Here is a 21,219-nt window from a genome sequence, read left to right as displayed (position 1 = left end):
TCGAGGCACCCTGTCGCCGACCGAAAGTGAGACCCGCCGCCGTGTATGTGAAGACGCTGACCCTCAAGGGGTTCAAGTCGTTCGCGCACGCGACCACTTTTCAATTTGAACCTGGTGTTACCGCGGTCGTGGGCCCCAATGGTTCGGGCAAGTCGAACGTGGTTGACGCGCTCGCCTGGGTGATGGGCGAGCAGGGCGCCAAAACGCTGCGCGGCGGCAAGATGGAAGACGTGATCTTCGCCGGCACCGCGAAGAAGGGGCCACTCGGTCGAGCCGAGGTGGTGCTCACCATCGACAACTCCGACGGTGCGCTGCCGATCGACTACACCGAGGTCACCATCAGTCGCACACTCTTTCGCTCCGGCGGCAGCGAATACGCCATCAACGGGCGGTCGTGTCGCCTGCTCGACGTGCAAGAGCTGCTGAGCGACTCTGGCCTCGGGCGTGAGATGCACGTGATCGTCGGGCAGGGGCAACTCGACCAAGTGCTGCGTGCCACCCCGGTCGAGCGGCGCGGCTTCATCGAAGAGGCGGCGGGCATTCTCAAGCATCGGCGGCGCAAAGAGCGCACCGTGCGCAAACTCGAGGCCATGGAGGCGAACCTGCAGCGGGTGAATGATCTCGCCGGCGAACTGCGTCGCCAACTCAAACCGCTTGGCGCTCAGGCCGAGGTGGCGCGATCTGCACAGCAGATTCAGGCGGAGGTACGCGATGCTGAGTCTCGCCTGCTCGCAGCCGAAATCGTGGCTATCGACGAAGATCTGGCGGCACTCGGGCGCAGCCACGGAGACACCACTGATCAGCAGCAGCGTCTGCGTGCGCGGGTCGACGAGCTCAAGGCCGCGCTGGCCGAACTCGAGCGCACCACGGTTTCTGATGAGCTCGAGCGGGCGCGGGATGTCGTTCGTCGCCTTGAAACCCAAGCCGAGCGCTTCAGGTCGCTGCAGTCACTGACAGGTCAGCGTGTGGCGCTGTTGTCGAGTCAGCCGCAGGCGTTCGATCTCGACGCGCCGGCCAAGTTCGCCGAGGCGCAGGCCGCGCAGGTGGCTGCCCGAGAGCTCACTGAGCAGGCTCACGAGCAGTCAGCCACCCTCGACGCGGCCAGGGCACTTACGCTGCAGAGGTTCGAGGCGCTGCAGGCCGTTGACGCTCAGATCGCCGAGCAGTCGGCGCTCATCTCGCGACATGAGCTGCGTCGCACCGAGCTTGCCAACGCCGTCGATCTGGCGGTCGGGCGCATTGAGACGGCCGCTGCGCAATTGACTCGCAGTCAACAGGCCATCACCGAGGCAACCGAACGTCGCGACGCACGCGCCCAAGCGCTCGCTGAGGCGCAGCGCAGCGCTGGCGAGGGCGGCGACAACGACGCGGCCGCCACTCTCGATGCGGCGTACAGTGAGGCGGCTGCGGCGCTCGATGCGCTCGACCGTGAGCTCGCCGAGTTGCGCGATCATCATGCCAAGGCGCGCTCTGAGGCGCAGTCACAGCGCGCTCGGGCACAGGCGCTGGGCATGGCTCTCGATACCAGAGACGGCTCGGCCGCGCTGCTGGCTGAAGATGCCGCAGGGGTGCAGGGATTGGTCGCCGACGCACTGAGCGTCGCACCTGGTCATGAGGCTGCCGTCGCGGCAGCGTTGGGTGCGCTCGCCGAGGCCGTCGTCGTGGACACCCTGCCACATGGGCTTGACGCGCTCGGCACTGCGCGCACCAACGGCCTGGGCCAGGTCACAGCCGTTGTCGCGCAGGCGGCTGCGCCTGTGGCTGAACGCGTGCTCGATGCCCTGCCGCAAGGGCAGCGTTCGCATGTGCAGCACGCGCTCGAAGTCGTCACTGGGCCCAGTGGGATGCTCGCGCTGCTGGCGACCACGGTGATCGTCGATAGCCAGGGCGATGTTGCCGCAGTGGTGGCTGCGCTGCCCTCGGGATGGCAGGCGGTCACGCCAGACGGCGATGTGGTCGCGGCCGGTGTCTTGCGCGGTGGCGGTGAGCTGGGCAGCTCGCGCCTGCAGCTGCTGGCCGAACGCGACGAGGCGACCACGGCATCCGCAGAGGCTGAGCAGGCGACCGAGCAGCTGGCCGAGGCCCTCGAGCAGATGAAACAGCGGCGGGTGCAGGCTCGTGCAACGCGCGACGAGGCGCTGGCCGCATTGCGCGCACACGATGCCCACGCTGCTGAGAGTGCCAAACGACTGAGCTCGTTGCGGGCGCAGGCTGAGGCGGCGCAAGCCGAGCTCGACCGCGTCACCGAGCAGCGCGCCGAGGCGGAGCGTTCCCTGGCCGCACTTGAGGAGGAGGCAGCGAGCGCTCGTCGAGCGCTCGCCGAGTTCGACGATCGGCCTCAGCCGCTCAGCCGAGACATTGATCGTGAGCCTGCGGCGTTGTCGCTTGAAGAGGCTAGGGCTGCTGAGCTTGAGGCACGTGTTGCCGTCGAGACAGTGCGCGAGCGGGCCAAGGCTGAGCAGCGCCGGGCTGAGACGCTGCAACGCGAAGCCGAACAGATGAAGGCGCAGGCGCAGGCGCAGGCGCGTGCGCAGGCGATTCGCAGCATCCAGCTGGAGCGCGCCGAGCACCTGCAGCAGCTGCTGCCCGAGGTGCTGCGACACATCAGTGTGAGTCTTGATCAAGCACGGTTGATCGTGGCCGAGGCAGACGTGCGCAGGCGCCAGCAGCATGCCCGGCTGGGCGAGGTGCGCGCCGAGATCAGCGCAGCGCAGAACGAGCTCGGCGTGCTGATTGAGCGCGCACACGGTCTCGACCTGCGTGAGAATGAACTGCAGCTGCGGCGCAGTGCCGCGGTGGAGCGCGTTGAGGCCGAGCTCGCCGTCGATATCGATGTGCTTGTGGCCGAGTACGGGCCGCACCAGCCCATCCCGCTCACCGGTGATTGGGCAGACGGCGCACAGATCGTCAATCGCGATGAGACCGGTGCACCGACCGAGGCTCCGGCTGACGGTGAGAGCGTCGTGGCTACGGTCGCTTTTGACCGCGAGCAGCAGCGGCTGCGTCTGGTCAAAGCGCAACGTCAGCTGACTCGCTTGGGTCGAGTCAATCCGTTGGCGCTCGAAGAGTTCGCCGCGCTCGAGCAGCGATACACGTATATGAGTGAACAGCTCACCGACTTGCAGAACACCAGGCGAGATCTGCTGGCGATCAGCGCCGAGCTTGACGAGAAGATGCAGGACATCTTCACTGCCGCGTTCGAAGACACGCGACGGGCGTTCGATGAGATCTTCCCCGTGCTCTTTCCCGGCGGCCGAGGAGCGCTGACCCTCACTGAGCCCGACAACCCGCTCGAAACGGGCATCGATGTGGCCATCCGCCCGGCGGGCAAGAAGATCGACCGACTCTCACTGCTCTCGGGCGGTGAGCGATCGCTGGCTGCGGTCGCCCTGCTGGTGGCGATCTTCATCGCTCGACCGAGCCCGTTCTACATCATGGACGAAGTCGAGGCTGCCCTCGACGACGCCAACCTTGGGCGCCTGCTGTCGGTGTTCGAGCGACTGCGCGCCGACTCTCAGCTGATCGTGATCACCCACCAGAAACGCACCATGGAGATCGCCGATGCCCTGTACGGCGTCTCGATGCGTCAAGATGGTGTCTCTGCGGTGGTCGGGCAGCGCCTTGAACGAGAAGAAAACTCCGATGCCGGGCAGCAGACCCCGGCATCTCATGACGATGGGAGTCATTGATGGCCAAATGGTCACTCCGCGGATCGCTGCGCTCGCTGTTCACCGGCGCGCGACCGATCGACGATGAGAGCTGGGAGTCGCTGGAAGACTCTCTGATTCTGGGCGACTTCGGCGCCGATGCCGCCGAGTCGATTGTGACGAATGTGCGCGAGGCCACTGCACGGCTGGCCATCGCTGACGAGCGCGAGCTGCGCAACGTGCTGCGCGACGAGCTCGCCGAGCGACTGGCCGGCAACGATCCCACGCTGCGTCTGACCCGCTCTCCTGACCCCGAAACAGGTCGGCTGCTGCCGGCCGTGGTGCTGCTCGTGGGCGTCAACGGTGTGGGCAAAACCACCACGATCGGCAAGCTCGCGCGCTTCATCACCCGGGCTGGCAAACGCGTGGTTGTCGGTGCTGCCGACACGTTCCGCGCGGCAGCCGTCGAACAAGTGGCCACTTGGGCACAGCGCGCTGGCGCTGATATCGTGCGCCCTCAGCAGCAGGGCCAAGACCCCGCCTCAGTGGCCTATCAGTCGGTGCAGCATGCGATCGCCACCGACGCCGACGTGGTCATCATCGACACCGCCGGACGCCTGCAGACCAAGGCCGGCCTGATGGACGAGCTGACCAAGATTCGCCGTGTCGTCGAGAAGTTGGCTCCCATCAACGAGGTGCTGTTGGTGCTCGACGCCACCACCGGGCAGAACGGCCTCAGCCAGGCACAGGCCTTCGTCGATCATGCCGGGGTCACCGGCATCGTGCTCTCGAAACTCGATGGCTCGGCCAAGGGCGGCTTCGTGGTGGGGGTGCAGCAGACCACGGGCATTCCAGTCAAGCTGATCGGCTTCGGCGAGGGCATCGACGACGTCGCCGCCTTCAACGCCAACACCTTCGCCGCCGAGCTGGTCGGCTGAGTCGAGCGCGAGCCGCAGCCTTCAGGGCAGCTGGTACTCGCCGTCTCTGGTGCGCACAGCTAGGCCGTCGGCAACCAGCGAGGCCAACGCACGCTCGGCCTGCTGTCGGTCTGGGGCATCCTGCAACAGAGCCTCCTGGGCGACCGACTGCTCACTGGCGCGCAGTCTCGACATGATGCGGCCGCGCGCCTGACGGTCGCTGCCTTCGAATCGAGCCTGACGCCGGGGCTTGGGGCCGCTGTGCGCGGGACTGCCCGCCGCCACCCACGCACACATATGCTGCACCGGGCATACGTCGCACTTTGCCGAGCGCGCGGTGCAGATCAGCGCGCCGAGTTCCATCAGTGCATATGACGCGATGCGGGCTGATTCGGGGTCGTTCGGCAGGATGGCCTCGGTCTGCGCATGGTCAGCCGCCGGTTTCGGCGAGCCTGGCTCGGCGTGCCCGCCGATCGCTCGAGCAATGACTCTGCGCACGTTGGTGTCGACCACGGGATGTCGCTGATGGAAGGCGAAGACCAGCACCGCACGTGCCGTATAGTCGCCAATGCCTTTGAGCGCGAGCAGATCGCTCAAGCGGTTGGGCACCTGGCCGTCGTGTTCTGCGCAGATCTGTTGCGCGGCCGCATGCAGCCAGGCGGCGCGTCGCGGGTAGCCGAGCCGGCCCCACGCGCGAATGGCCTCGCCCGCGCCCGCTTGGGCAAGGTCGGTCGGGGTTGGCCAGGCGCGCATCCATTCGTGCCATTTCGGCAGCACGCGATCGACTTGAGTCTGCTGCAACATGAACTCGCTGACCAGTACGCCCCACGGAGTGGCGTCATCGGCGCGCCACGGCAGATCGCGCCGCTGGTCGAGATACCAGGCGCTGACCGCGGCGGTGAAAGCGGTGTCGGCAGGCGGGTTCGGGGAGGCCATCCGTCCACTGTACGTCGCCGCTGTACACTCCTGCCCATCGATCGCGGCGTCTGGGGGCGCAGTTATGAGACGCGCCGCGCCAACACGGCGAACGCATCGCGGCGAGGTGCGCAGCAGAGGGCGATCGATGGGCAGAAAGGTACAGGCTGCCCGCTCAGCTAGGCTGGCAGTGCAGAAAGCACCCGAACTGTGAGAGAGCGAGGCCGCGATGCCAGATCGCGATGACGTGCATTCCCCTCAACCGAACACTTCGCCGCGGCCCGCCGCTGGTATCGAGGGTGTGCTGCCAGTGCCGCCACCGCTGCCGTTCGGCGCACGGGGCAATGTGCCCAAGCGCGTCGGCATCTTGACGTCAGGCGGCGACTGCCCGGGTCTGAACGCGGTCATCCGCGGGGCGGTGCTCAAGGGCACCGAGGTTTACGGTCAACAGTTCGTTGGCTTTCTCGACGGGTGGCGTGGGCTGATCGAGGCCGACTATGTCGAGCTCGATCGCACTCGGGTGCGAGGCCTGGCCAAAGAGGGTGGCACCATTCTCGGCACCTCGCGCATCGGCCCCTATCGCACTCCCGACGGGCAGCCGGAGCGAATTCTGGCCAGCCTGCGCGAACACGAGATCGACGCGGTAATCGCCATCGGCGGCGACGGCACTATGCGTGCGGCGAATCTGCTGCAAGACGACGGCCTGCCCATCGTCGGGGTGCCGAAAACCATCGACAACGATCTCGATGGCACCGACTACTCATTCGGGTTCGACACTGCAGTCTCGATTGCCACGGAGGCTATTGATCGTCTACGCACCACAGGCAATGCGAATAAGCGATGCATGATCCTCGAGGTGATGGGGCGCAACGCCGGCTGGATCGCTCTGCACGCCGGCACCGCGGGCGGAGCGCATGCCATTTTGATTCCCGAGGCTCCGGAGAGTCTCGATCAAATCTGCGAATGGGTGAGCGCGGTGCGAGCCCGTGGTCGTTCGCCCATGGTGGTGGTGGCCGAGGGGTTCACGCTGCCCGAACAGGCTCAGGCGTACTCAGACAAGGGGCTCGACGGCTTTGGGCGCCCGCGGCTCGGTGGCATCGCCGAGGTGCTCGCCCCACTGATCGAAGAGCGCACCGGCGTGGAGAGCCGGGCCACCGTGCTGGGACACATCCAGCGCGGGGGAGTGCCGACGGCATTCGACCGCGTGCTGGCCACTCGGCTCGGCATCGCGGTCATCGAGCTGGTGGCTCGTCGTCAGTGGGGGCGCATGGTGGCGCTCGCGGGCACAGACATCGTCAGTGTCGACTTCGACGCGCTGGCCGAGACTAAGTCGGTGCCGAGCGGCCGCTATGACGAGGTGCGGGTGCTCTTCGGCTAGGGCGCCGATGGCCGAACGACGCATGCCTCACGGTGGCCCGTTGTCGGCCATCATTCTCAGGTAGAATCGCTTCGATATGGCTACTTTCTCGAATCTCTCCGAACGTCTCGTCGATACGTTCAAGCACCTTCGCACCAAGGGCAAGCTGTCGCCGGCTGACGTCGACGCCACGGTCCGCGAGATCCGCCGCGCGCTGCTCGACGCCGACGTCGCGCTCAGCGTGGTGAAAGACTTCACCGCCAAAGTGCGTGAGCGCGCGCTCTCTGATGAGGTGAACCAGGCGCTCAACCCCGCCCAACAGGTGGTGCAGATCGTCGATGAAGAGCTCACTGCGATTCTCGGCGGCGAGACCCGTCGTCTGCGCTTTGCCAAGCAACCACCGACGGTCATCATGCTTGCGGGTCTGCAGGGCGCCGGCAAAACCACATTCGCCGGCAAACTTGCACGACATCTGCGCGGCGAGGGCCACACTCCGATTCTGGTCGCCTGTGACCTGCAGCGCCCCAATGCGGTGCAGCAGCTGCAGGTGGTCGGCGAGCAGGCCGATGTGCCGGTGTTCGCTCCTGAACCCGGCAACGGCAAGGGTAATCCAGTCAAGGTCGCCAAGCAGTCGATCGCGTTCGCGCGCGACAAGCAGCACGACGTGGTGATTATCGACACCGCCGGTCGACTGGGCGTCGACGCCGAGCTCATGAAGCAGGCCGGCGACATCCGCAAGGCGGTCGACCCCGACGAAGTGCTGTTCGTCATCGACGCCATGATCGGTCAAGACGCAGTGGCCACAGCTCAGGCGTTCAACGAAGGAGTCGACTTCACCGGCGTGGTGCTCTCCAAGCTCGACGGCGACACCCGCGGCGGTGCTGCGCTGTCGGTGGTCAGTGTCACCGGCAAACCGATCCTCTTCGCCTCGACGGGCGAGCGTCTCGAAGACCTCGAGGTGTTCCATCCTGATCGCCAGGCCCGGCGCATCCTCGACATGGGCGACGTACTCACCCTGATCGAGCAGGCGCAGCGCACCTTCGACGAAGAAGAGGCCCGCAAGGTCGCCGACAAGATCGCGCGCGACGCTTTCACTCTCGACGACTTTCTCGAGCAGATGCAGCAGCTCAAGAAGATGGGCTCGATGAAGAAAATGCTGTCGATGATCCCGGGTGCGGCGAGCATGCGGGCTCAGCTCGATCAGTTCGACGAGTCACAGATCACTCGCACTGAGGCCATCATCCAGTCGATGACCAAAGCCGAACGCAACAATCCCAAGCTGCTCAACGGCTCCCGTCGCCTGCGCATCGCCAATGGCTCGGGCACGACGGTCAGCGAGGTCAACCAGCTGGTGCAGCGCTTCGAGCAGGCCGCCAAGATGATGAAAAGCGTCGCCCGCGGTGGCGTGCCGAACATCCCGGGCATGGGTGCGTTGGGCCACGGCGGTCGCAAGGCCGTCAAGAAGGGCAAAAAAGGCAAGCAGGCCTCGAAAGCTCGCAGCGGCAATCCGGCAAAGCGGGCTGCGCAGGAGGCTGCGGCCGAGCAGCGCGGTGCGAGCACCGGTACCAGCGCGCCCGGCCAGTCATTCGGCGGCTCCGCGTTTGGTGGCGGCACGCCACCCATCGATCCGGATCAGATTCCCGGCCTCGGCGGGCTCTTCAAGAAGTGACCGCGTGCCAGCTGCCTCAGGGCAGCGGCACGCCGGCGTCGAACTCGGCCACCAGAGCGTCAACGACGGTCGTGAGATCGTCGTTGTTGCGTGAGGCCACCCGCAACTGTCGCTGGTAGCTCGCTCCGCCGCGAATGATCGTCTCGACGTCGGCCAGCTGACGTTCGCAGCCCAGGCGGCGAGCCACGGGCTGCCACTGCTCGAGCAGGCGCCACGTATCTTCGACCACGCTGCGCTCGTTGAGGTCGGAGTCGGCAATGAACACGGTGGGCAGGCCGTATCGGCCAGCGCGCCACTTGTTCTCGCGCACCACCCACGAGGGTAGGGCGTCAAAGGTCTCGCCGTCACTCAGACGCTGATTCAGATCGTCGACGGCGCACTGTGTGAAGGCGGTGAGTGCCCCGATCTCGAGGAGCGTCGGCACACCGTCTGCGATGCGACTCTCGAGCGTGCCGAAACGCGGTGCGGGCCGAACATCCCACCGAATCTCATTGAGATCTTCGATCACACCAGTCTTCAGGGCGCCGGTGGCATACTCCTCGAACCCGCTCCAATCGGGGTACTGCACCGGCAGGCCGGCGGTCGGCAGCTGGCGGAACATCATTGCGCGATTCGACGCGTACCCGGTGTTCACTCCCTCCCACCACGGGCTGGAGGCGCTGAGTGCCTGCAGGTGCGGCAGGTAGTAGAGCAGAGCATTGAGCATCGGCATGGCCTTGTCGACCGAGTCGATGCCCACGTGTACGTGCAGCCCGTAGATCGACATCAGCCGACCCCACCATTGCGTGCGGTCGATCAGTTTCTGATAGCGCTCGTTGTGCGTGTATTCCTGCTCGCAGGCTTTGGCAAACGGGTGGGTTCCGGCACAGAGGATGCCGAGGTCGCGCCGGTCTGCCTGCCTGCGCAGCGCTTGGGCGACGTCGTCGATTTCGGCGAGTGCGCCCTCGACGCGGTGATGCACACCGGTGACGATCTCGACAGTGTTGCGCAACAGCTCTTTGCTGAGTCTGCGGTGCTCGGGCGTGCCCTCGAGAGCATCTGCCAGTTCGTCGGCACGAGGAACGGGTGCTCGAGTCTCGCGATCGACCACGACGACCTCCCACTCGACACCGATGGTCGAGCGTTCTGACTGTGCAAAGTCGATGCGCATGTCCTCAGCGTAGCGGGTGCGGTGTGCCACATTTCACCACACGACGGTATTTGTGGCAGAATGGTGAGTCGATATCCGTGCTGGCATCAGACCCTCTAACTCCGGTGCCTGCGCGACCATCAGAGCTTTGCGTCGGTTGGGCCCACTCCTGCCGGCAGGGTTCGCCCCACAGTGTCAAAACAGGAGAATTGTGTCTGTCAAAATCCGTCTGAAGCGCTTCGGCAAGATCCACGCCCCGCAGTACCGTGTGGTCGTGGCCGATTCGCGCACCAAGCGCGATGGCCGTGTCATCGAAGAGATCGGTCGCTACGTGCCCACGCAGCACCCCTCGCTCATCGAGATCGACGGCGAGCGCGCTCAGTACTGGCTGTCGGTCGGTGCTCAGCCCACTGAGCAGGTGCTCGCGCTGCTGAAGCTCACGGGTGACTGGGCTGCGTTCAAGGGCGAGAAAGACACCGCCAGCAAGGTGCAGACCCCCGAGGCCAAGACCGCCTTCACCCCTGACGCCGGCAAGAAGTCGGTCATCCAGCCCAAGGCCGAGAAGAAGGCCGAAGAGGCTCCCGCCGAGGCTGACGCCGCTGCTGAGACCACCGAGGCCTGAGCATGCTGGAACAGGCTGTTGACCACCTGGTCAGAGGTATTGTCGAACACCCCGATGACGTGCTCGTCGACGAGCGCAACACCTCGCGGGGTGATGTCATCGAAGTGCGCGTCGCACCCGACGACTTGGGCCGTGTCATTGGCCGTTCCGGTCGCACCGCGCAGTCGCTGCGCACCGTTGTCGATGCACTTGCCGGCTCACGCCGTGTGCGGGTGAACATCGTCGACACCGACGCATAATGCAGCTGCGCATCGCACGCCTCACCAAGCCGCACGGGCTCAAAGGGGGGCTCAAAATTGAGCTCTACACCGATGAGCCCGAGCGGCGTCTGGTCTCTGGGGCGACCTTTGATCTGCAGGTTCCAGAAACCTCCGACTGGCACGGCCGACAGCTGAAGCTCAATGAGCTGCGCTGGTACAACGGCCATCCTGTGGCCTTCTTCGAGGGCATCGGCGACCGCACCGCGGCCGAGTCGGTGACCAAGGCCATCCTGACCATCGAACACGACGAGACCGAGCTGCCCGAAGAGGCCGACGCCTGGTACGACCACCAGCTGGTGGGTCTTACTGTTGTGCGAGACGGCCAGCCGGTGGGCGAAGTGGTGCGTGTCGATCACCTTCCCGCGCAAGATGTGCTGGCGCTCAAAACCACCGATGGCGCTGAGGTGCTGTTGCCATTCATCGGTGCATTTGTGCCCGCGGTTGACATTGTCAAAGGCGAAGTCACCATCACCCCGCCCGGCGGCCTGTTCGAGCCTGCCGACGACGGTGAGCAAGAAGCCGACGAAGTGCCCGAGGCTGACCTCGCCGAGGCAGAGACCGGCCTATTCGTGCTCGAGCAGAAGGCGCGTCGCGAGGCGAAGGCGGCGGCCGCAGCCGCATCCCAGACCACAGAACACTGACCCGTGCGCATCGACATCATCTCGATCTTTCCTGAATACTTCGAACCGCTGCGCTTATCGCTGGTCGGCAAGGCGGTTGAGCGCGGGCAGCTCGATGTGCGAGTGCACCAGCTGCGCGACTTCACCCACGATGTGCATCGCACTGTCGACGACACTCCGTACGGCGGCGGCGCAGGCATGGTGATGAAACCCGAGCCGTGGGGCGAGGCGCTCGACACCGTGCTCGCCGATGCTTACGATCCGCTCGTGCTGTTCACCACACCGGCCGGCAGCGTGCTGACTCAGGCACGTGCCCAGCAGTTGTCTGCTGAAGCGCACCTCGTATTCTGCTGCGGGCGCTACGAGGGCATCGATCAGCGCGTGGTCGACTACGCGGCCGCGCGTTGGCGCGCCGGTGAGATCAGCATTGGCGACTACGTGCTCAACGGTGGCGAGGTCGCCGTACTCGTGGTCGTCGAGGCCGTCGCCAGGCTCATTCCAGGCGTGATCGGCAACCCGCAGTCTCTCGACGAAGAGTCGCACAATCGCGGTCTGCTTGAGCACCCCAGCTACACAAAACCGGCCAGCTGGCGCGGTCTCGATGTGCCCGAGGTGCTCACCCAGGGCAACCATCGGGCGATCGCCGAGTGGCAGCAGGTGGCCAGTCTCGAGCGCACTCAACGCATGCGTCCTGATCTGCTGAGTGAGCATCCTGACGACGCGCCGGATGCGCACATTTGATTTGCGCCCCTTTTTTATGCGAGACTAAGTGACTGTGTCTTGGCCCAGCCTCTGCCGTGGGGGAGCATCGGGTCGGCGCAACCGACAAACACAGAGTCCGTGACTGACCTGCGGCAGGCACAGAGAGCGAACCCAGCATGAGCAACATCCTCGATCAGGTTGACGCAGCGTCCCTGAAGAGCGACATTCCCGACTTCCGCGCCGGCGACACCGTCAAGGTGCACGTCAACATCATCGAAGGCAACCGCAGCCGTATCCAGGTGTTCCAGGGCGTTGTGATCAAGCGTCAGGGCGCTGGTGTGCGTGAGACCTTCACCGTTCGCAAGATCTCCTTCCAGGTCGGCGTCGAGCGCACCTTCCCCGTGCACTCGCCGGTCATCGACAAGATCGAGCTGGTCTCGCGTGGCGACGTGCGTCGTGCCAAGCTGTACTACCTGCGCAAGCTGCGCGGCAAGGCTGCGAAGATCCGCGAGAAGCGCTGATCTCCCGAGCTTTTTGAGGCCAGTGGGGCACCGGTGAATCTGGTGTCGCACTGGCCTCTGTCATACTTTCTATGCACTGATCAGGAAGGCCGATTCATGAGCGCAGACGAGACCGATCCCCGTTCGGTCGAGCCGCTCGACACCTCTGACGTCGTCGAATCGGCCGAACCGCCGCTGCCCGAACAGCCCACTCGTCGCGAGCTTCGAGCCGAAGAAGCCGAGGCACCACGGCCACGCTCATTCTGGCAGGGTGTGCGCGATCTGCTGGTCATCATCGTGGTGGCCGTGCTCATCTCGACACTGCTCAAAGCGTATGTTGTGCGCACGTTCTACATTCCCTCGGGCTCGATGGAACCGACGCTCGAGGTCGGCGACCGTGTGCTGGTGAGCAGACTCTCGCCCACGCCGCTGTCGCTAGAACGTGGCGATGTGGTGGTGTTCAGCGACCCCGGTGGCTGGCTGTCGAACCCTCCGGCGCAGACAGGCGGCGTGCTTGGTACACTGCAGTCAGCGCTGACCTTCGTTGGCTTGGGTGACTCTGATTCGCATCAGTATCTGGTCAAACGCGTCATCGCGCTGGGCGGCGACCATATCGTGTGCGCTGCGGTCGGCGAACAGATCACCGTGAACGGTGTGGCGATTGATGAGACTTCTTACATTGCCGCCGGCGCGACGCCATGCGTGCGCACCTTCGATGTGCAGGTGCCTGAAGACTCCATGTGGGTCATGGGCGACAACCGTGGCAACTCTCGCGATTCCAGCTTCCACACCGATGACCCAGGTGAGGGCACTGTGCCGGTGTCAAATGTGGTCGGGCGCGCCTTTTTGGTGACCTGGCCGTTCGAACGGTTCGGCGGCATCGATGCTCACCACGACGTGTTTGATCAGGTGCCCGACACGGCATCGGCGGATGCCCAGTGACCGTCTGTGACCCGACGCTCGAGCTCGAGCGTGACCTGCTCGAGTCTGGGGCAGACGTCGTCATCGGCTGCGATGAGGTGGGGCGCGGCGCGATCGCCGGGCCGGTGACCGTGGCGGCGGCGGCGATTGGGCCATCCTTGGTGGCTTGGCCGGCCGGGCTGCGCGACTCGAAGATGCTCAGTGACACCAAACGACATGCGTTGTTTGAGCCGGTGGGGCAGTGGGTGCGCGCGTGGTCGGTGACGTCACTCGATGCCGAACGCGTCGACGCCGACGGTATCGTGGCCTGCCTGCGTGATGCTGCGGTCACCGCAGTCGCCCGGGTGTTGCGCGGGATGCCCGAGCTGGCCGACGGCACGAAGGTTGCGGTGATTCTCGACGGCACGTCTGACTGGCTGAGTGCGGGGCTGAAAGAGATCGTCGACCCGGGGCTCGAAGTCACTGTGCAGGTTCGGGCCAAGGCCGACCGTGACTGTGCCATCGTCTCTGCGGCGAGCGTTCTGGCCAAGGTTGAACGTGACGACCACATGTTGCGCATGGCCGAGGCGTTTCCTGGCTATGGGTGGGAGCGTAACCGAGGGTACGGATCGCGTGCCCACTACGAAGCGATTGCACAGCTTGGTGTGACCCCGCTGCATCGGCGCAGCTGGCTGCATGCGAGCACAGACCGGGTAGAGTGAGGGAGCGATGGAACCCCAAGATTTCGACGATTACGAACGCGAGGCCGAGCTGGCCCTGTACCGCGAGTACCGCGATGTCGTGCATATGTTCAAGTACGTCATCGAGACCGAGCGGCGCTTCTATCTGGCTAACGAGGTCAAACTTGAACGACGTGATGTGGGGGCAGACTTCTACATCGAGCTGTCGCTGACCGATGTGTGGGTGTGGGACATCTACCGATCTGATCGCTTCGCCAAGCAGGTGCGCGTGATCACCTACAAAGACGTCAACGTCGAGGAGCTCACCGCTCACGACCTCGAGCTGCCCAGCGAGCTCTCTCTCGACGAACAGTGATCGACAGGGTGTCATTTCTCGACATCGACGACTGATTCTGCACAGGCGCGATTTGTGGTGAATTTCTCCACAGTCGCCGCTCACCCCTTTTCTGGGCGTATTTCGGCGCAGAGACTGGGCGCATGCAGCAGAGCACCCAATTGACCCCAGATCGCTCGCCAGAGCCCCAGCAGGCCATCGGCGAAAACAACCACGCCCAAGCAGACGGTCACACACTGACCCTCGGCGAGCGGGGCGAGCAAATTGCCGCCTCGTTTCTGGCCGACAAGGGCTACCGAATCGTCGCCCGCAACTGGCGAAGTTCGCGCCATGGTGAGATCGACATCATCGCCTGGCATGGCGACACCTTGGTGTTCGTCGAGGTGAAGACCCGCAGCGGAGAGCGATTCGGGTCGCCCTTTGAAGCGATCACCGCACGAAAGGTGCATCGTCTGCGGCGACTCATCGGGCTGTGGCTGGCCAGCCACTCGATCAGCCCGGCTCGGGTTCGCCTCGATGCTGTGGGTGTGCGGGTTCGTGCCGGCGAGATCAGCATCGAGCATCGTGAGGCGCTGCGATGAGTCTCGGACGAGTGCACAGCGTCTCTCTGCGCGGCCTGAGCGGCACGCTCGTCGACATCGAGGCCGATATCAGCTCGGGGCTGCCCAGCATGCGCATCGTGGGGTTGGCAGACACTGCCGTGAGCCAGGCCGAGCACCGGGTGCGAGCGGCGTTCGCGAATTCCGGTCTGAGTTTTCCTGACACACGTGTGACGGTGAACCTGGCCCCGGCCGGCGTGCCCAAGCACGGTACAGCTTTTGACGCAGCCATTGCCGTGGCCATCTTGCGTGCGCAGGGCGCTGTTCCGCACGAAGAACGTGACGCTGATGTCGTCGTCATCGGCGAGGTCTCACTCGACGGGCGCATTCTGCCGGTACGGGGCGTGCTGCCCAGCGTGCTGGCCGTGCGAGAGCAGACCTCTCGGGTGATTGTGCCGCGCGCAAACTTGGCTGAGGGCAGACTCGTCGACGGTCTCGAGGTTCAGGGTGCAGCCTCTTTGCGAGACCTGGCCAGATCGTTGGGGGCAGACCTTGGCGGCGAGGCGCTGTCTGAGTCAGACGAACCTGACCTTCAACCCGCGCCGAGTGCTCCAGCACCTGAAGACCTCGGTGATCTGGCCGACGTCATCGGACAGCCCGAGGCAGTCGAGGCCCTGATTGTGGCAGCTACAGGTCGTCATCACATGCTCATGGTCGGCAGCCCCGGCGCAGGCAAGACGCTGCTGGCCAAATGCCTGCCGGGTGTGCTGCCGCCGCTCAGCCGAGCAGAAGCACTTGAAGCCACGGCACTGCGTTCGCTGGCAACCCAGACAGGTGTGCAGAGTCTGGTGCGTCTGCCACCACTTGAGGCACCGCATCAAAGTGTGACGATCACCGCGCTGCTGGGTGGTGGAGGCATCCCGCGTCCGGGCGTGGCATCGTTGAGCACCCATGGTGTGCTCTTTCTTGACGAGGCACCCGAGTTTCGCTCAGAGGTACTCGATTCCCTGCGGCAGAGCCTCGAATCAGGGCGCATCATCGTGCACCGTGCCGCGGCTGTCAGTGAGTTTCCCGCTTCCTTTCAGCTCGTGTTGGCTGCCAATCCGTGCCCGTGTGGCAACGCGATGAGCACTGATGTGGCGTGCACGTGCACCCCTCAGGTCAGACAGCGATACCTGCGTCGACTCAGCGGGCCATTGCTTGATCGCATCGATGTGCAGGTGCGTATGCAGCGTGTGCGCCATATCGAGCGTGCAGACGACGTGCGAGTGACGAGCGCAGCAACTCGCGAACGGGTCGTTGCCGCACGTGCTCGCGCGGCGGCCAGGCTAGAGCCCTTCGGCGTGGCTGTCAATGCACATGTGCCCGGAGACGTGCTGCGGTCGGCGCTGCGGCTGGCACCCACAGCGACGGCAACGCTCGACAATGCGCTCGACCGAGGACTGCTCACTCTTCGTGGATACGACCGCGCACTGCGTGTGGCCTGGTCGATCGCCGATCTTGCCGATGCAGATCGTCCTGAGCCGGCACACATCGCGCAGGCGCTGCAATGGCGGAGGGCAGCAGCATGAGCGTTCTGCAGGAATTCTCACGAGTGCACGGGCTCGATGACAGCCAGGTGGAGCAACTGCTCAATGACATCGCACAGCTGAGAGCTGGCCACGCTCTCGAGGCTGAGCTTACGCAAGAGGCGCTCGCGGCCATTTGGTGGTCGGGGCTCATCGAACCCGGAGATGGCTCGGCTGGCAGCCTCATCGCACGATTCGGTCTGATCGATGGCATTCACCAGGTGGCACGCTGGTTGCGCAGTGAAGCCACGCCTTCGCTGGCCACTGAACATGGCGGCGATCTGCGCGCCGCGTTGAGACGCTGGCGACCCCGCTTTGACGATGGGGCTTTGGTGCAGGCGATTCGCTCAGCGACCTCGCTGCACGCGCGCCTGCTGCTGCCGAGTGATCCGATGTGGCCCAGCCGTCTGAACGATTTGGGGGTGCACGCACCGCCGTGCCTCTGGGCGGTCGGTGACGTCTCACTTCTTGACCAAGCTCGTACTGCTGCCATCGTCGGCTCTCGGGCCGCCACAAACTACGGGGTCGAGGTGTGTGCCGAGATCGTACAGCAGCTGACCGCTCAACAGTTCGTCATCGTCTCAGGCGGAGCCTATGGCATCGACCGACAGGCCCATCACAGTGCACTCGCTGCCGGCGGGCGCACAATCGCCGTGCTCGCCGGCGGCATCGACCGACTGTACCCTGCAGGCAATGAGGCGCTGCTGCGCCGTATCGCAGCCGAGGGCTGTCTGATCGCCGAGCAGGCACCGGGCATCGCTCCCTCTCGCTGGCGCTTTCTCGCCCGCAACAGAATCATTGCTGCGCTTGCCGGGGTGACCATTGTCGTCGAGGCGGGGGCACGGTCTGGGGCGCTGAACACCGCACACCATGCAGCGCAGCTTGGTCGCCCGTTGAGTGCGGTACCCGGCAGCGTGCACTCCGCCTCATCAGTAGGCACCAACAGACTGATTCGCGATGGCCTGGCCCAACTCGTCACCGACGCCCGAGACGTCTTAAGCTTGCTGACCGCTGAACCCCTGCTGCAGTATGACGAGCGCGAAGGGCTCAGAGCCGAGCTCGTGAGGCTTCTTGACGCGCTCGACGATCGACATGCGCGTACGGTGCTGCACCTGGCCCGCCTCAGCGGTCTCGACGAGTCGACGGTGCGTGCAGGGCTCGCTGAGCTGGCCCTGCTTGAGCAGGCCCGTTGCGACGATGCCCCAGACCCGCGCTGGCGGCGCACTCCGCAACAATCCTGACCCTGCGTGGCATGCTGGACGCATGATCACCCTTGCTCAGGCAGTCGAGGCCTTCACAGTGTGGAACCGTGACGTACGTCGCCTGTCAAACAACACGATTCGCGCCTACGGCAGTGCACTGGGTGATTTCACCGCTCAGTGCCGTGCACAAGTGCGCGACGATGTGGCGGCGCTTTGCCTCGATGATCTCCGCGACTGGCTGTGGCAAGGGCAGCAGCGTGGCCTGGCACGAAGCACGCTCGCACATCGCTCGGCAGTTGCACGCTCATTTGGGCGCTGGCTCTACGAGCAGCAGCTGGTCGAGACCGATCCGGCTGCCCGTCTGCAGGCAGCCCGCAGTGGTCGCACGCTGCCGGTGGTGCACTCGCGGGCCACCATGCGACGTCTGCTCGATGATGCGGGCGCGGCAGCCCAGACAGGTGAGCCGACGCTGGTGCGCGACTGGGCCATCTTTGAGCTGCTCTATGCCTCGGCCCTGCGTGTATCTGAGCTCACTGGGTTGAGCGTCGACGATCTCGACCTTGATCGGCGCACGGTGCGCGTGATCGGCAAGGGCGATCGTGAACGGGTTGCGCCCTTCGGTGAAGATGCCGGTCGAGCCCTGCAGCAGTACCTCGTGCAGGCCCGTGGGCAGTTGATGGCGCGGGCAGATCACGCGCTGCCGCAACATCGTGGGCATGCACTGTTTATCGGCGACACTGGTACGGCCATGGGTGCACGGAGCGTGCGGCGTGTGGTGACAGATGCCCTCGCTGCACAGCCAGGAGCACGTGAAGCCGGGCCGCACTCGTTTCGTCATACGGCGGCCACGCATATGCTTGACGGCGGAGCAGACCTGCGCACAGTGCAAGAGATGCTCGGACACGCGAGCATCGGCACCACACAGATCTACACGCACGTCTCAAGTGCACAGCTGGCCTCGGCATACCTGCAGGCTCACCCGCGGGCCTGATGACTTTGGGGCAGCGGCAGGAGCACCGAATGCTCGAGGCCCTCGATCAGCAGCAGGGGAGACACATACTCGTCGCCCAGGCGGGCCCCCAAGTGCAGCGCACGCCCCGAGCCATGGGGGAGGTCTGCCACTGTGCCGACGGTCTGGCCCCGAGCCACCACCTCACCCACCACCAGTGGTGAGTCGACCGGCTCAAAGCTCGATCGCCATCCGTTGGCATGGGTGATGGTGAGCACTGGTCGATCGACCACCCAGCCCACAAAGGAGACCACGCCATCGTCGACCGCGAGCACAGGGGAGCCGGAGGTCGCGGCGAGGTCGAGGCCCCGATGGCCCGCTCCATATGGGTGTGGGGGTGCCTCGAAGTCGCGCGACACGGTGACCGGGCCAGCGAGCGGCCAACTCCAGCACGGTGCACCGTCGCAAGGCACGTCGGCCTGCTCGAGGGCGGCGGCTGCACTGAAGGCGTGTCCGCAGAGAATGGCAGTGACGAGCAATACGGTGAGCACCAACCACTCCGGAGGCTTCGCGCCGGCCGGGAGTGAGACTGGTTGGGGCTGGGGCAGTCGGCAGCGATTCATATTCACAGCGTGGCGGGGGTGCGCGGCCTGGGCTAGGCCTGTGTCAAGGTTGTGCACGGATTCGTCGAAATCGCCGCCTGTGTACAGCGAGTCAGAAGTGACACGACTCGGCGCGCTGGGATATGCTTGGAAGAGCGGCAGGGCTGTGCCCTGCTGACTTCGCGTGTCTGAATATCTCGCACTTCCACCGGTCCACGAAAGTGGCGGAGGTGCGGCCAGACACCAGGGCGGACGCCGACCGGTGATCCGCGACCAACCGCAATATGCGTGCAATACGCAGAACAGGAGACACGGTCATGGCCGTCGTTACCATTCGCCAGCTGCTTGACAGCGGCGTGCATTTCGGGCACCAGACCCGCCGCTGGAACCCCAAAGTCAAGCGCTTCATCTTCACTGAGCGCTCGGGCATTTACATCATCGACCTGCAGAAGTCGCTCGGCTACATTGATGCCGCGTACGACTTTGTCAAGCAGACGGTCGCTCACGGCGGCACGATTCTGTTCGTCGGCACCAAGAAGCAGGCTCAGGAGGCCATTGCTGAGCAGGCAACTCGCGTCGGCCAGCCTTACATCAACCATCGCTGGCTTGGTGGTCTGCTGACCAACTTCTCGACTGTGCACAAGCGCCTGCAGCGCCTGAAAGAACTCGAAGAGATCGACTTCGATGATGTTGCCGGCTCGGGGCGCACCAAGAAAGAGCTGCTGATTCTCAAGCGCGAGAAAGACAAGCTCGAGAAGACCCTCGGTGGCATCCGCAACCTGTCGAAGACTCCCTCGGCTCTGTGGGTCGTCGACGCCAACAAAGAGCACCTGGCCATTCAAGAGGCCAAGAAGCTCGGCATCCCGGTGGTCGCCATCCTCGACACCAACATTGACCCCGACGACATCCAGTACCCGATCCCGGGCAACGATGATGCAATTCGCTCAGTCTCGCTGCTGACCAAGATCGTTGCTGACGCTGCTGCTGCCGGCCTCGTCGAGCGCCACAGCAAAGACGACTCCAACGAGGCAGCCGAGCCACTGGCCGAGTGGGAGCGCGAGCTGCTCGCTCAGGGTGACACTCAGGCCCCGGCTGCTGAGGCTGCGCCTGAGGCGGCTGCTGAGCCCACCACCGACGAGAAGTGATCTGAGAGAACAAGAGGACTCTGAATAATGGCGAACTACACTGCCGCTGATGTGAAGGCACTGCGCGAGCGCACCGGCTCGGGCATGCTTGATTGCAAGAAGGCCCTCGACGAGGCCGAGGGCAACGTCGAGAAGGCCGTCGAGCTGCTGCGAGTCAAGGGCCTGAAGGGCGTGGCCAAGCGCGAGGGTCGCACCACGACCAACGGGCTGATCGCAGCCAAGGTCGACGGCCGCAAGGGCTACCTGATCGAGCTGGCCTGCGAGACCGACTTCGTGGCCAAGAACGAGCGCTTCATCGAGCTTGCCGAGCAGGTGCTGACCGCCGTCGCCGAGGTTGGCGCTGCTGACCTTGCCGCTGCCGTGGCTGCACCGGTCGAGGGCAAGACTGTCGAAGATCTGATCACCGACGTGAGTGCGATCATCGGCGAGAAGCTCGAGCTGCGTCGCCTGACCCAGATCGAGGCCGACCGCTTCGCTGTCTACCTGCACCGCACCAGCCCCGATCTGCCCCCGCAGCTCGGCGTGCTCGTCGGCTACGCAGGTGACGACTCCGAGACCGCGCACTCGATCGCCCAGCACATCTCGTTCGCTGATCCGCAGTACCTGACCCGCGAAGAGGTGCCCGCAGACCAGGTCGACAACGAGCGCCGTCTGGCCGAAGAGACTGCACGTAACGAGGGCAAGCCTGAGCAGGCCATCTCTCGTATCGTCGAGGGTCGCCTCAACGGCTTCTTCAAGACGGTTGTGCTGCCCGACCAGGAGTACGCACGCGACCACAAGCTCAGCATCGCTCAGGTGCTCAAAGACTCCGGTCTGACGGTCAACGCCTTCGCGCGTTTCCGCGTCGGACAGTAGTCGTCCACGGGGTGTTCAGCTGTGTGTCTTCACACGGCTGAGCACCCCGTGGCACACACCCAGCAGTTGAGCATCGGCCGGCGGGC

The 21,219-nt window shown here is 64.9% G+C and carries 21 protein-coding genes; 18 read left to right on the top strand and 3 right to left on the bottom strand.

Annotated elements, in window-relative coordinates; all coding sequences use genetic code 11:
- The first annotated feature begins 41 nt into the window (after nt 1-41).
- Complete coding sequence (gene smc, locus G557_RS11655; protein WP_051224506.1) at nt 42-3,689, top strand: chromosome segregation protein SMC; 3,648 nt, start codon at nt 42-44, stop codon at nt 3,687-3,689.
- On the top strand, nt 3,689-4,585 hold the full coding sequence (gene ftsY, locus G557_RS0104195) for a signal recognition particle-docking protein FtsY (protein ID WP_028245063.1): 897 nt from the start codon (nt 3,689-3,691) through the stop codon (nt 4,583-4,585). The genes smc and ftsY overlap by 1 nt, the downstream gene beginning before the upstream one ends.
- A 21-nt stretch (nt 4,586-4,606) precedes the next feature.
- On the opposite strand, the gene G557_RS0104190 is transcribed toward ftsY, so the two are convergent.
- A complete protein-coding gene (locus G557_RS0104190) occupies nt 4,607-5,500 on the bottom strand; it encodes an HhH-GPD family protein (RefSeq protein WP_028245062.1) in 894 nt (297 codons plus the stop codon).
- 208 nt (nt 5,501-5,708) lie between these two features.
- Here G557_RS0104190 and G557_RS0104185 point away from each other — a divergent pair, with 208 nt between their 5' ends.
- Complete coding sequence (locus G557_RS0104185) at nt 5,709-6,857, top strand: 6-phosphofructokinase (RefSeq protein ID WP_211220515.1); 1,149 nt, start codon at nt 5,709-5,711, stop codon at nt 6,855-6,857.
- A gap of 76 nt (nt 6,858-6,933) precedes the next feature.
- Entirely contained in the window at nt 6,934-8,505 is a 1,572-nt protein-coding gene (ffh, locus tag G557_RS0104180; protein ID WP_028245060.1) for a signal recognition particle protein, read from the top strand.
- 16 nt (nt 8,506-8,521) lie between these two features.
- On the opposite strand, the gene G557_RS0104175 is transcribed toward ffh, so the two are convergent.
- Nucleotides 8,522-9,655, bottom strand: coding sequence for a glutamate--cysteine ligase (locus G557_RS0104175; protein WP_028245059.1), 1,134 nt, complete (start codon nt 9,653-9,655; stop codon nt 8,522-8,524).
- Nucleotides 9,656-9,845: 190 nt separating this feature from the next.
- On the opposite strand from G557_RS0104175, the gene rpsP reads away from it, so the two are divergent.
- The 12 genes from rpsP (at nt 9,846) to G557_RS0104115 (ending at nt 18,573) form a co-directional block, all read left to right on the top strand.
- Nucleotides 9,846-10,256: a 30S ribosomal protein S16 gene (gene rpsP / locus G557_RS0104170; protein ID WP_028245058.1), complete on the top strand. Its 411-nt coding sequence runs from the start codon at nt 9,846-9,848 to the stop codon at nt 10,254-10,256.
- A 2-nt stretch (nt 10,257-10,258) separates the two neighbouring features.
- On the top strand, nt 10,259-10,495 hold the full coding sequence (locus G557_RS0104165) for an RNA-binding protein (RefSeq protein WP_028245057.1): 237 nt from the start codon (nt 10,259-10,261) through the stop codon (nt 10,493-10,495).
- Nucleotides 10,495-11,157 carry a ribosome maturation factor RimM gene (rimM, locus tag G557_RS11650; protein ID WP_084626990.1) on the top strand — a complete coding sequence of 221 codons (663 nt, stop codon included), beginning with the start codon at nt 10,495-10,497 and terminating at the stop codon, nt 11,155-11,157. Before G557_RS0104165 ends, rimM begins: the two co-directional genes overlap by 1 nt.
- 3 nt (nt 11,158-11,160) lie before the next feature.
- On the top strand, nt 11,161-11,877 hold the full coding sequence (trmD, locus tag G557_RS0104155) for a tRNA (guanosine(37)-N1)-methyltransferase TrmD (RefSeq protein ID WP_028245056.1): 717 nt from the start codon (nt 11,161-11,163) through the stop codon (nt 11,875-11,877).
- Nucleotides 11,878-12,014: 137 nt separating this feature from the next.
- On the top strand, nt 12,015-12,359 hold the full coding sequence (rplS, locus tag G557_RS0104150) for a 50S ribosomal protein L19 (protein WP_028245055.1): 345 nt from the start codon (nt 12,015-12,017) through the stop codon (nt 12,357-12,359).
- Nucleotides 12,360-12,455: 96 nt separating this feature from the next.
- On the top strand, nt 12,456-13,280 hold the full coding sequence (gene lepB, locus G557_RS11645; protein ID WP_084626989.1) for a signal peptidase I: 825 nt from the start codon (nt 12,456-12,458) through the stop codon (nt 13,278-13,280).
- Complete coding sequence (locus G557_RS0104140) at nt 13,277-13,960, top strand: ribonuclease HII (RefSeq protein ID WP_028245054.1); 684 nt, start codon at nt 13,277-13,279, stop codon at nt 13,958-13,960. Before lepB ends, G557_RS0104140 begins: the two co-directional genes overlap by 4 nt.
- A 7-nt stretch (nt 13,961-13,967) precedes the next feature.
- Nucleotides 13,968-14,294, top strand: a complete 327-nt coding sequence (locus G557_RS0104135) for a DUF2469 family protein (protein WP_028245053.1) — start codon at nt 13,968-13,970, stop codon at nt 14,292-14,294.
- Between the two features lie 122 nt (nt 14,295-14,416).
- The gene (locus tag G557_RS0104130; RefSeq protein WP_084626988.1) at nt 14,417-14,854 is read left to right on the top strand and encodes a YraN family protein; all 438 of its coding nucleotides are present in this window, start codon (nt 14,417-14,419) and stop codon (nt 14,852-14,854) included.
- Complete coding sequence (locus tag G557_RS0104125) at nt 14,851-16,383, top strand: YifB family Mg chelatase-like AAA ATPase (protein WP_028245051.1); 1,533 nt, start codon at nt 14,851-14,853, stop codon at nt 16,381-16,383. Before G557_RS0104130 ends, G557_RS0104125 begins: the two co-directional genes overlap by 4 nt.
- Nucleotides 16,380-17,621 (top strand): DNA-processing protein DprA, encoded by a 1,242-nt coding sequence (gene dprA, locus G557_RS11640; RefSeq protein ID WP_156877070.1) that lies wholly within the window; start codon nt 16,380-16,382, stop codon nt 17,619-17,621. Before G557_RS0104125 ends, dprA begins: the two co-directional genes overlap by 4 nt.
- 22 nt (nt 17,622-17,643) lie before the next feature.
- A complete protein-coding gene (locus G557_RS0104115) occupies nt 17,644-18,573 on the top strand; it encodes a tyrosine recombinase XerC (protein WP_342662180.1) in 930 nt (309 codons plus the stop codon).
- Here the strand turns inward: G557_RS0104115 and G557_RS11635 are convergent.
- Nucleotides 18,558-19,082 carry a M23 family metallopeptidase gene (locus G557_RS11635; protein ID WP_051224499.1) on the bottom strand — a complete coding sequence of 175 codons (525 nt, stop codon included), beginning with the start codon at nt 19,080-19,082 and terminating at the stop codon, nt 18,558-18,560. The two genes, G557_RS0104115 and G557_RS11635, sit on opposite strands and share 16 nt — an antisense overlap.
- Nucleotides 19,083-19,450: 368 nt before the next feature.
- On the opposite strand from G557_RS11635, the gene rpsB reads away from it, so the two are divergent.
- Complete coding sequence (gene rpsB, locus G557_RS0104105; protein WP_028245049.1) at nt 19,451-20,278, top strand: 30S ribosomal protein S2; 828 nt, start codon at nt 19,451-19,453, stop codon at nt 20,276-20,278.
- A gap of 27 nt (nt 20,279-20,305) precedes the next feature.
- Nucleotides 20,306-21,133: a translation elongation factor Ts gene (gene tsf, locus G557_RS0104100; protein ID WP_028245048.1), complete on the top strand. Its 828-nt coding sequence runs from the start codon at nt 20,306-20,308 to the stop codon at nt 21,131-21,133.
- Nucleotides 21,134-21,219: the final 86 nt, after the last annotated feature.

It is taken from the genome of Pseudoclavibacter soli DSM 23366, from assembly GCF_000423505.1.
GTDB lineage: Bacteria > Actinomycetota > Actinomycetes > Actinomycetales > Microbacteriaceae > Pseudoclavibacter_A > Pseudoclavibacter_A soli.
This window is presented reverse-complemented; position numbering and strand designations above follow the sequence as displayed.

Excerpts from the sequence above, each read along its gene's own strand:
- ftsY (WP_028245063.1), top strand. The coding sequence starts at position 3,689 with ATGGCCAAATGGTCACTCCGCGGATCGCTGCGCTCGCTGTTCACCGGC.
- G557_RS0104190 (WP_028245062.1), bottom strand. The coding sequence starts at position 5,500 with ATGGCCTCCCCGAACCCGCCTGCCGACACCGCTTTCACCGCCGCGGTC.
- G557_RS0104185 (WP_211220515.1), top strand. The coding sequence starts at position 5,709 with ATGCCAGATCGCGATGACGTGCATTCCCCTCAACCGAACACTTCGCCG.
- ffh (WP_028245060.1), top strand. The coding sequence starts at position 6,934 with ATGGCTACTTTCTCGAATCTCTCCGAACGTCTCGTCGATACGTTCAAG.
- G557_RS0104175 (WP_028245059.1), bottom strand. The coding sequence starts at position 9,655 with ATGCGCATCGACTTTGCACAGTCAGAACGCTCGACCATCGGTGTCGAG.
- G557_RS0104165 (WP_028245057.1), top strand. The coding sequence starts at position 10,259 with ATGCTGGAACAGGCTGTTGACCACCTGGTCAGAGGTATTGTCGAACAC.
- rimM (WP_084626990.1), top strand. The coding sequence starts at position 10,495 with ATGCAGCTGCGCATCGCACGCCTCACCAAGCCGCACGGGCTCAAAGGG.
- rplS (WP_028245055.1), top strand. The coding sequence starts at position 12,015 with ATGAGCAACATCCTCGATCAGGTTGACGCAGCGTCCCTGAAGAGCGAC.
- lepB (WP_084626989.1), top strand. The coding sequence starts at position 12,456 with ATGAGCGCAGACGAGACCGATCCCCGTTCGGTCGAGCCGCTCGACACC.
- G557_RS0104135 (WP_028245053.1), top strand. The coding sequence starts at position 13,968 with ATGGAACCCCAAGATTTCGACGATTACGAACGCGAGGCCGAGCTGGCC.
- G557_RS0104130 (WP_084626988.1), top strand. The coding sequence starts at position 14,417 with ATGCAGCAGAGCACCCAATTGACCCCAGATCGCTCGCCAGAGCCCCAG.
- G557_RS0104125 (WP_028245051.1), top strand. The coding sequence starts at position 14,851 with ATGAGTCTCGGACGAGTGCACAGCGTCTCTCTGCGCGGCCTGAGCGGC.
- dprA (WP_156877070.1), top strand. The coding sequence starts at position 16,380 with ATGAGCGTTCTGCAGGAATTCTCACGAGTGCACGGGCTCGATGACAGC.
- G557_RS0104115 (WP_342662180.1), top strand. The coding sequence starts at position 17,644 with ATGATCACCCTTGCTCAGGCAGTCGAGGCCTTCACAGTGTGGAACCGT.
- rpsB (WP_028245049.1), top strand. The coding sequence starts at position 19,451 with ATGGCCGTCGTTACCATTCGCCAGCTGCTTGACAGCGGCGTGCATTTC.
- tsf (WP_028245048.1), top strand. The coding sequence starts at position 20,306 with ATGGCGAACTACACTGCCGCTGATGTGAAGGCACTGCGCGAGCGCACC.